General features: G+C 68.2%; 9 protein-coding genes. 5 read left to right on the top strand and 4 right to left on the bottom strand.

The window, feature by feature from the left end:
* The coding region (locus tag HUV01_RS08660) for a PepSY-associated TM helix domain-containing protein (RefSeq protein WP_174297887.1) at positions 1-963 on the top strand (963 nt) is incomplete at its 5' end.
* Positions 964-1,161: 198 nt separating this feature from the next.
* Here HUV01_RS08660 and msrB read toward each other — a convergent pair.
* A complete protein-coding gene (gene msrB, locus HUV01_RS08655) occupies positions 1,162-1,608 on the bottom strand; it encodes a peptide-methionine (R)-S-oxide reductase MsrB (RefSeq protein ID WP_174297886.1) in 447 nt (148 codons plus the stop codon).
* A 105-nt stretch (positions 1,609-1,713) separates the two neighbouring features.
* Between msrB and HUV01_RS08650 the strand changes: the two genes are divergently transcribed.
* Positions 1,714-3,057, top strand: coding sequence for an ABC1 kinase family protein (locus HUV01_RS08650; RefSeq protein ID WP_174297889.1), 1,344 nt, complete (start codon positions 1,714-1,716; stop codon positions 3,055-3,057).
* Between the two features lie 147 nt (positions 3,058-3,204).
* Here HUV01_RS08650 and HUV01_RS08645 read toward each other — a convergent pair whose 3' ends face one another.
* Positions 3,205-3,957, bottom strand: a complete 753-nt coding sequence (locus HUV01_RS08645) for a hypothetical protein (RefSeq protein ID WP_174297885.1) — start codon at positions 3,955-3,957, stop codon at positions 3,205-3,207.
* 297 nt (positions 3,958-4,254) lie between these two features.
* Here HUV01_RS08645 and HUV01_RS08640 point away from each other — a divergent pair, with 297 nt between their 5' ends.
* Positions 4,255-5,493, top strand: a complete 1,239-nt coding sequence (locus HUV01_RS08640; RefSeq protein WP_174297884.1) for a threonine synthase — start codon at positions 4,255-4,257, stop codon at positions 5,491-5,493.
* Between the two features lie 219 nt (positions 5,494-5,712).
* Positions 5,713-6,348 (top strand): hypothetical protein, encoded by a 636-nt coding sequence (locus HUV01_RS08635; protein WP_174297883.1) that lies wholly within the window; start codon positions 5,713-5,715, stop codon positions 6,346-6,348.
* Positions 6,349-6,352: 4 nt separating this feature from the next.
* On the opposite strand, the gene HUV01_RS08630 is transcribed toward HUV01_RS08635, so the two are convergent.
* On the bottom strand, positions 6,353-6,817 hold the full coding sequence (locus HUV01_RS08630) for a vgr related protein (protein WP_174297882.1): 465 nt from the start codon (positions 6,815-6,817) through the stop codon (positions 6,353-6,355).
* Positions 6,818-6,823: 6 nt separating this feature from the next.
* Positions 6,824-7,345, bottom strand: coding sequence for a copper chaperone PCu(A)C (locus HUV01_RS08625; protein WP_254606513.1), 522 nt, complete (start codon positions 7,343-7,345; stop codon positions 6,824-6,826).
* 174 nt (positions 7,346-7,519) lie between these two features.
* Here HUV01_RS08625 and dnaK point away from each other — a divergent pair.
* Positions 7,520-8,956, top strand: a 1,437-nt coding sequence (dnaK, locus tag HUV01_RS08620) for a molecular chaperone DnaK (protein WP_174297881.1), incomplete at its 3' end; no start/stop codon positions are given.

Below are 8,956 nucleotides of genomic sequence, written 5' to 3'. Positions count from 1 at the left end.
GGAACGCGCGCGCCGGACCTGGACGCGCTGGTCGCGCGCGCGGTCGCGAACCGGCCGGGCGAGATGCCGCTGTACCTGAGCCTCGACGAGGACCGGCCGGTGGCGAACGTCACGACCGCCGCCTCGCCCGATGCGCCCGCGGCGGCGATGCACTTCCAGTCGCTCGACCGGCGTACCGGCGCGGTGCTGCCGCCGCCGCATGGGGCAGGGATCACCGCGTTCGTGCTGCGGCTGCATACCGACATGTTGCTGGGGCAGGGGGCGGAGTTCTTTCTCGGCGCGATGGGCGCTCTGTTCGTCGCGGCGATCGTGTCGGGGGTGGTGCTGTACGTGCCGTTCATGGCGCGGCTCGGCTTTGGCACGGTCCGGCGCGAACGGGGCGCGCAGGTGCGGCGGCTCGACCGGCACAACCTGCTCGGCATCGCGACGCTTGCCTGGGCGGTGGTGGTCGGGCTGACCGGCACGGTCAACACGCTGGTGGTGCCCGTCACCGGGCTGTGGAAGGCGGACCAGCTCGCCGCGATCGCCGACCCGGACGGGCCGCGGTTCACAGGCCGGCTCGCGCCGCTCCAGCCGGCGGTGGACGCGGCAATGCGCGCGGCCCCCGCCACCCATCTGCAGTTCGTCGCCTTCCCCGGCGTCGCCTTCACCAGCCGTCGCCACTACGGCCTGTTTCTCCAGGGGACGACGCCACTCACCCGCCGGCTGCTGACGCCCGCCTTCGTCGATGCGGGCACGGGCCGGCTCGACGCGGTGCGGCCGATGCCCTGGTACATGGCCGCGCTGCTGCTCGCGCAGCCGCTTCATTTCGGCGACTATGCCGGACTGCCGCTGAAGCTGATCTGGGCGGTGCTCGACGTCCTGACGATCGCGGTACTCGTCGGCGGGCTGCGGCTGTGGGCCGCGCGACTATGGACCGGGCATGACCGGATACGGGCCATGGCCGCGATCGGCACGGCATGACACGGCTCCGCAAGCGACGGTCGATGGCGGCGACCCTGGGCGTCCCCGCGCTGCTCGCCTGCCTCACGGCGGCGGGGCTGGCGGCCGGCCTTGCGGGTCAGGGGCGCTGGAGCCTGCTCGCCTGGATCGGCGTCGGCCTGCCGCCGGTCCTCGCGCTGCTGCTGGTGCGCGCGGGGCCGCGCCCCGTCGGCCCTCCCGTCAGGCGGGCTCTACCTGCGGCAGATAGGCGCCATAGCCCTGCGCTTCCATGTCGTCACGGTGCACGAAGCGCAGCGAGGCCGAGTTGATGCAATAACGCAGGCCACCGCGATCGCGCGGGCCGTCGGGGAACACATGGCCCAGATGGCTGTCGCCATGCTTCGACCGCACCTCGACCCGCGCCATGCCCAGCGTGCGGTCGCTCAGCTCGGCGACGTTGGCGGGCTCGACCGGCCTGGTGAAGCTCGGCCAGCCGCAGCCGGACTCGTACTTGTCGGCGCTGGCGAACAGCGGCTCGCCCGACACGATGTCGACATAGACGCCCGGCTCCTTGTTCTTCAGCAGCCTGCCCGTGCCCGGCCGCTCGGTGCCGCTCTTCTGCGTGACATGGAACTCCTCGGGGTTCAGGGCGGCGATGGCTTCGTCGGTGCGGCGATACTGCGTCATGGCGGTCTCCTTTCCGCAAAGATGGTGATCCACATCGCCGGCGTCCACCGTTGATCCGATATAGGCCGGCCCCAGATCGCTGGCACAATCGAGGTGATGACGACGATGGCCGACGACAGTTTCGACCGGCCGGGGCGGGCGGTGCCCAGCGGTCGCCTCGCCCGGCTCGGCGTCTTCGGCAAGCTGGCGGGCGGCGTCGCCGGCGGGATGGTGGCGGAGGGGACGCGCCGGCTGGCCGCGGGCCAACGCCCGCGCCTGAACGACCTGCTGCTGACGCCGGGCAACATCGGGCGGCTCGCCGACCAGCTCGCGCACCTGCGCGGCGCGGCGATGAAGCTTGGTCAGATGATCTCGATGGACGCGGGCGACCTGCTGCCGCCGGAACTGTCCGCCATCATGGCGCGGCTACGCGACAAGGCGAGCCCGATGCCGCCCGCGCAGCTGCAACAGGTGCTGACCGCGCAATGGGGCGCAGGCTGGCGCACCCGCTTCGCCCGGTTCGAGGCGAGCCCGATCGCCGCCGCCTCGATTGGCCAGGTCCACCGCGCGACGACGCACGACGGCCGGGTGCTGGCGATCAAGGTGCAATATCCCGGCGTCGCGGTCAGCATCGATTCCGACATCGACAACGTGGCCACGCTGCTGCGCGTGTCAGGGCTGCTGCCGGCCGGGCTCGACGTCGCGCCGCTGCTGGGCGAGGCCAAGCGCCAGCTGGCGGAGGAAGCGGATTACGAGCGCGAGGCGCGCCAGCTCGCGGCGTTCGGCGCGTTGCTGGCGGACGATCCGCGCTTCGTGGTGCCCGCGCCCGACCCGGCGTTCACGACGTCGCAGGTGCTGGCGATGGATTTCGTGGCGGGCGTGCCCGTCGAGACGCTGACGCAGGCCCCGCAGGAGGTGCGCGACCGCGTGGCGGCGACGCTGATCGGGCTGGTGTTGCGCGAGCTGTTCGACTTCGGGCTGATGCAGACCGACCCCAATTTCGGCAACTATCGCTGGCAGCCCGGCGCCGGGGGGGAGGACGGCCGGCTGGTGCTGCTCGATTTCGGCGCCGCGCGCGCGGTGCCCGCCGCGACGGCCGGCAGTTATCGCGGGCTGCTGACCGCGGCACTCGCGGGCGAGCGGGACGGGGTGCGCGACGCGGCGGTTGAGGCGGGCTTCGTCGGCGCGGCCGCGATGGATCGCCACCGGCCTCAGGTCAACGCGATGATCGACGTGGTGCTGCGCGAGCTCAACCGGCCCGGCGCGTTCGACTTCGGCGACCGCGGCTTCGTGGCCGTGCTGCGCGAGGAGGGGACGGGGATCGCCGCCGATCGCGCCGCCTGGCACCTGCCGCCTGTCGACACGCTGTTCGTCCAGCGCAAGATCAGCGGCACCGCGCTGCTGGCGGCGCGCCTGAAGGCGCGGGTCGACGTGCGCTCGCTGCTGACGGCGCGTCTGGCGGAAGCATAAGCTGTAGCTGTTCTTCTTCTTGGCAACGAGAGATGAGTGGCTCGGCTCCGACGCAGCCGGTAAGCTTACATAGCTAAGCTGACGGGTATCCCGCTTTATCTTGCAAGCAGTTCCGGGCGTCATTAGTCAGCAGCAGAGGTCAAGGACCTAGTCATTTACTTTGACTTTTCCGGTTCGGATATCTTCAGGAGACACATACGACCGGCGCACAGTACGAGATGCGGTAGTCGGTGTATTAATAGGGCTAGGCGTTTCTTCATCAGGATCGTGGACCCGGACTGTCTCGAAAACCTCTCCTGTCTTCCCATCCGCAATCGAGAGGCAATCCAGTCGAAACACTAAAAGTGCGTCCTCTCCATACACCTCCACCGGCGAATCTAAAGTAGGTTCAGAGTAATGAGATGCAGTTACAAAAAATGGCTGCCTTGGCATGCCGCGTAATACAAAGACTCCGTTTTCCTTAAGCGACTTAGCATTGGTAGGACTAGCAGAAAACCGGAATATATTGGTCAGCTCGTAGCCAAAAAGTGTTTTAGATTGGTTCGAACCTAACGCTAATCCAACACGGTTTTGATGTATCACTTGAACCACAGCTCGAGCGCCCATAGCGGTGGATTTTATCTCACGATGTGACGTAGATGCCTGATCTTGTTCAATGCAAATCGGTCTGCCCGTTGCGTATGATGCATCTTTTGGGTTTGCAGAGCATCCCATATTAAAATCATACCTCGGGTATGTGACAATCTCGCTGTCTGCGTCGTATGCAAATCCATGCGCTGGCCAGAGGATTGTTAGATCACCCTCAGGTGCAATGACCTTTGCTGCTATAGATGCTCTAGCTTGAAAAGCAGCAGTTGTCTCGAACTCACCTTTCGCGATTTTTGCTGATCGGGCCGTCAACAATGCTCGTGCCAGTCGTCCAGATGAATGGACATCGCTTGGCGAGGGCGTTGGGCAACTCGACATTCGTGGTTCGCCAAACAGCTGACTAGGAACGGCAAGCAGCGCCAGCCTTACTATTATCGCCCGCATACGTTCCTCCAATATTACCCAAAGCTACTCCGTGCCGCATTACTCGTCCACTCCAAGTCATGAGTCTTATACCTAGTTCAATTAATGCCGCAGGAAGGAGAGACGTAGGGGGGCTGATTTGAAATCCGTCTCGACGGGGGTTCCGCGGACGCTAAGAGGGGTGCCATGAACCCGAATCCCAACCCCAACCTCGTCACGGATCGCGCGACGTTCGTCACGCACCTCGAATGCTCGATGACGGGGGAGCGGTACGAGGCGGACATGCTTCACGGCCTGTCGCGCGTCGGCCGGCCGCTGCTGGTGCGGTACGACCTCGATGCGGTTCGCGGCAACCTGCCGCGCGGGATGCTGGCGGCGCGGCCGACCGACCTGTGGCGCTGGCGCGAGCTGCTGCCGGTGCGGCAAACGGCCGACATCGTGAGCCTGGGCGAGATCGAGACGCCGCTGATCCCGCTGGAAGGGTCCGCGCTGGGCGGCGACGTGCTGGTGAAGGACGAGGGGCGGCTACCGACCGGATCGTTCAAGGCGCGTGGCCTCGTCATGGCGGTGGCGATGGCGAAGGAACTGGGCGTCACGCGCATCGCGATGCCCACCAACGGCAACGCGGGCGCCGCGCTCGCCGCCTATGCGACCAGGGCGGGGATCGAGACGATCGTGTTCTGCCCCGCCGACACGCCCGAGATCAACGTGCGCGAGATCGCGATGCAGGGCGCGCACGTATGGAGGGTCAACGGCCTGATCGACGATTGCGGCGCGATCGTCGGCCGCGGGGCCGCGGAGGGACGCTGGTTCGATTTCTCGACGCTGAAGGAACCGTACCGGATCGAGGGCAAGAAGACGATGGGCCTGGAGCTTGCGGCCCAGCTCGGCTGGACGCTGCCGGACGCGATCTTCTATCCCACCGGCGGCGGCACCGGCCTGATCGGCATGTGGAAGGCGTTCGACGAGCTGGAGGCGCTGGGCTGGATCGGGCCTGCGCGCCCGCGCATGTACGCGGTGCAGGCAGCGGGCTGCGCGCCGATCGTCAAGGCGTACGAGGACGGTGTCGAACATGCCGAGCGATGGGAGGACGCGCACACGATCGCCGCCGGCATTCGCGTGCCGCGCGCGGTGGGCGACTTCCTGATCCTGCGCGCGGTACGGGCGAGCGACGGGCGCGCGCTGGCGGTGACCGACGAGGAGATCGGGGCGGCGGTGAAGGACGCGGCGCTTCGCGACGGGCTGCTGCTGTGTCCGGAGGGCGGCGCGACGCTCGCCGCCTATCGCCGCGCGCGCGGGCAGGGGCTGGTGGGTGAGGGCGACCGCTGCGTGCTGTTCAACTGCGCCACCGGCCTCAAATACCCGATGCCGCCGGCGGACCAGGCGCTCGACAAGGATGCCCCGATCGACTTCGACGCCCTGTAGGTCCGGCCGGCCGGTATCGGCGCCGGCCTTTTCACGAGTTTTCAACACGTCTGGGGCAAGCCCCGATCTGCGGCGTCGCGGCCGGAGCGAAAGCGGGCGCGGGCCGTTCGGGAACAGGATCAACGAAGGGCGCGGGAAACAATGCGGAAATCGCGCGGGATCTGGCGGGCGGCGGCGTTGGTGCTCGCCGGCGCTGGGCTTGCACCATCATCGCCGTCGATGGCCCAGGTCGCCACCGCCGCCTCGGCGCGCGACCTGTTGACCCGCGCCTCGTTCTACGAAGACAGCCGGGACACCGCGCTCGCCCGCGTCACCGAGGCGCAGGCGGCGGCCGGTGTTGCGCTGCGCCGGTCGCCCGGCGACATGGAAGCCCTGCTGATGCAGGCCATGGCATTGGGCTATCGCGCGAAGCTGACCGGCAACCGCGCCGATGCGGTGGGCGCGCGCAAGCAGTTCGAGCTGCTGACCGCGCGCGATCCGCGCGACGCCGATGTGCTGATGGCGCTGGGCGCGTGGCACGTCGGCGGGGTCAACCGGCTCGGCGGCCTGGTCGGTCGCACCGTGCTGGGCGCACAGAAGAAGGTGGGGTTCGACGCGCTCGACCGGTCGGTGGCGCTGGGCGGCAACCACGCGCTGTATTCCGGGATCGCCGCGCTGCTGCGGCTCGAGATGGATCCCTCGGACCCGCGGGGCCGCTCGCTGGCCGAGGCGGCGACCCGCGCCTCGACGCTGACCGTGCTCGACCGGCTGATGCAGCGATCCGCGACGGCGGTGCTGGCCTCGCTGCGCGCCGGCAACGCCGACGCGACAAAGGCGCTCGCGTCCAGGCTGCTGCCGTTCGGCCGGCTGGACTGACCCTTCAGCCGGCGCCCGTCGCGAAAGGCAGCACGCTCTCGTACCGCGCGAGGTCCGGCGCCCCCGTCACCCGCGCGCCGCGGCGCAACAGGAAGGCGTGGCGGACGATCTCCGCCTGCTGCTCGATCCCGTAGCGGTGGAGCGGCAGGCCGGGGCGGAAGCTGTAGTCGTAGCGGCAGAACGGATGCCGGCGCAGCGGCAGGAACAGCCCGCGCTGGTGCTGCCAGACATGCGCCATCTCGTGGATGAACAATCCCTGGTCCGCCAGCGACGCGGTGGCGAAATCGTCGCGCCACAGGTCGCCGGAGGGGTGGAAGTGGATCGCGCCACGCGGCGCCATGACGACATGGCGCGGCTGGAAGAACGCCCATTTGCCGCGAATGAGGCGGACCCCGGCATAGTCGATCGCGTCGCCGTACACCGACCGGGCGAGCGCGGTCTCGCCGGGCGTGAGCGGGCGTCTCACCACGTCGTGTCAGTCGCCGGGCGGCGGATCGCCCGCGCCCAGCACCGACGCCGTCTGCAGGATGCGCTCGCCGTCGCCGAAGGTGAAGGTGAGCGCCATCGTGCCGCCGCGCTTCACGCTTCTGGCGAGGCCGAACAGCATCACGTGCCGTCCGCCGGGCGCGAACGCATCGAGCGACGCCGCGGGGATCGCGACGGTTTGCAGCGGCGTCATCCGCGTCATCGCCGCCGTGCCCGGACGCCCGCCGCCCGCCGTGCCGGTCCCCGTGCCCGTCCCCGCGCTCGTCCCCGCACTCGTCATCGTCTCGTGCATCTCGCTGCGGATCGCGACGTCGGACGACACGTCGATCAGCGTCGTGGCGACCGGGCCGCCGTGTACCGTGAAATAGACGGCGGCGGGCTGGTGCGCGACGCCCGGCAGCCGGACCCACGCACGATCGACGTACAGCTGCTTCGGCTTCGAACAGCCGGCGGTTGCCAGCGATGCGGCGAGCAGCACGGCGATGGCGGATAGGGGACGACGGCGGTTCATGGGCGCGACCGGCGGAGCGCGCCGGTTCCTCTCGCTGTGGGACAGGTCGGGCCTACCCTCCGCGCCGTCTTGCGACAAGCCGGACCCCACCTATATCCGGCGCTGTAACATGGATCGCGTCGCTGTCCGGTATGCGGTCCAACGGTTCAATCTTCGTGAGGGGCTCACGCAATCATGGCCAAAGTAATCGGTATCGACCTCGGCACCACCAACAGCTGCGTGTCGGTGATGGAGGGCGGCAAGCCAAAGGTGATCGAGAACAGCGAGGGCGCCCGCCCCACGCCGTCGATCGTCGCTTTCGCCAAGGACGGCGAGCGGCTGGTCGGCCAGCCCGCCAAGCGCCAGGCCGTTACCAACGGCGACAACACCATCTTCGCGGTCAAGCGCCTGATCGGCCGCCGTTTCGACGACCCGGTGACCAGGAAGGATACCGAGCTCGTCCCGTACAAGATCGCGCGCGGTCCCAATGGCGATGCGTGGGTGACGGCCGGCGGCAAGGACTACAGCCCGTCGCAGATCAGCGCCTTCACGCTCCAGAAGATGAAGGAGACGGCCGAGGCGCATCTGGGAGAGACGGTCACGCAGGCCGTCATCACCGTGCCGGCGTACTTCAACGACGCGCAACGCCAGGCGACCAAGGACGCCGGCCAGATCGCGGGTCTGGAAGTGCTGCGCATCATCAACGAGCCGACCGCCGCGGCGCTTGCCTATGGGCTGGAGAAGCAGGACGGCAAGACGATCGCGGTCTATGACCTGGGCGGCGGCACGTTCGACATCTCGGTGCTCGAGATCGGCGACGGCGTGTTCGAGGTGAAGGCCACCAACGGCGATACGTTCCTGGGCGGCGAGGATTTCGATAACAAGCTCGTCGAGTTCCTGGCATCGGACTTCCGCAAGACGGAGGGCATCGACCTCACCAAGGACAAGCTGGCGCTCCAGCGGCTGAAGGAAGCTGCGGAGAAGGCGAAGATCGAGCTGTCGAGCGCGCAGTCCACCGAGGTGAACCTTCCCTTCATCACCGCCGACCAGACGGGACCGAAGCATCTGGTCAAGCAGATCAGCCGCGCCGATCTGGAAAAGCTGGTCGAGGATCTCGTCAACCGGACGCTCGAGCCGTGCCGCAAGGCGCTGGCCGACGCCGGCATCAAGGCGGGCGACGTCGCAGAGGTGGTGCTGGTCGGCGGCATGACGCGGATGCCCCGCGTGCGCGAGGTAGTGAAGAACTTCTTCGGCAAGGAGCCGCACACCGGCGTCAACCCGGACGAGGTCGTGGCGATGGGCGCGGCGATCCAGGCGGGCGTGCTGCAGGGCGACGTCAAGGACGTGCTGCTGCTCGACGTGACGCCGCTGTCGCTGGGCATCGAGACGCTGGGCGGCGTGTTCACCCGGATGATCGACCGCAACACGACCATCCCGACCAAGAAGGCGCAGACCTACTCCACCGCCGACGACAACCAGGGCGCGGTGACGATCCGCGTGTTCCAGGGCGAGCGCGAGATGGCGGCGGACAACAAGATGCTCGGCCAGTTCGACCTGGTCGGCATTCCGCCCGCGCCGCGCGGCGTGCCGCAGATCGAGGTGACGTTCGACATCGACGCCAACGGCCTCGTC

The sequence above is a fragment of the Sphingomonas bacterium genome, from assembly GCF_903643035.1.
Lineage (GTDB): Bacteria > Pseudomonadota > Alphaproteobacteria > Sphingomonadales > Sphingomonadaceae > Sphingomonas.
This window is presented reverse-complemented; position numbering and strand designations above follow the sequence as displayed.